The 795-nt window shown below is 67.0% G+C and carries 1 protein-coding gene; it reads left to right on the forward strand.

All coding sequences use genetic code 11. From position 1 onward, the window contains the following. A protein-coding gene (locus tag ACX28W_RS43995) for an IS5 family transposase (RefSeq protein WP_459005706.1) occupies positions 1-785 on the forward strand; the annotation gives its coding sequence in 2 pieces (ribosomal slippage) (positions 1-334 and positions 334-785; 786 coding nt annotated over the 2 pieces). This gene is flagged as partial in the annotation. Positions 786-795 lie beyond the last annotated feature (10 nt).

Raw genomic sequence — 795 nt, forward strand, 5'->3', positions numbered from 1 at the left:
GTGCCGGACGAGTTGTGGGAACTGTTCCAGCGGGTGGTGCCGGAGGCGCCGTCGCGGCCTCAGGGCGGTGGCCGGCGTCGGCACGGCGACCGCGAAGTGCTGGCCGCAATCGTCTTCGTGGCGACCTCTGGCTGCACGTGGCAGCAGCTGCCGACCGCGTCGTTCGGGCCGTCCGGCGCGACGGCTCACCGACGGTTCACCGAGTGGACGAAGGCCCGAGTGTGGGCCAAACTCCACCGCCTGGTCCTCGACGAACTCGGGGCCCGCGGCGAGTTGGACTGGTCCCGGTGCGCGATCGACTCGGTCAACATGCGGGCCTTGAAAAGGGGGAGCTGACAGGCCCGAATCCTGTAGACCGGGGCAAGTACGGGTCAAAGATCCACTTGATCACGGAGCGGAACGGATTACCCCTGTCCGTCGGCATCTCGGGCGCCAACACGCACGACAGCCAGGCACTGATCCCACTGGTGAAGGGCATACCGCCGATCCGCTCTCGCCGGGGACGCCGGCGACGCAGGCCCCACAAACTCCACGCCGACAAGGGCTACGACTACAATCACCTGCGGCGATGGCTATCCGCCCGAGGCATACGGCACCGCATCGCCCGCAGGGGCATCGAGACCTCGCAGCGACTCGGCCGCCACCGTTGGACCATCGAACGCACCATGGCCTGGCTCGCCGGATGCCGACGTCTGCACCGCCGCTACGAACGCAAAGCCGACCACTTCCTCGCCTTCACCAGCATCGCCTGCACCCTCATCTGCTATCGCAGACTCACCAAATGAGATGACGTCT

The sequence above is a fragment of the Streptomyces sp. SD15 genome, from assembly GCF_054462255.1.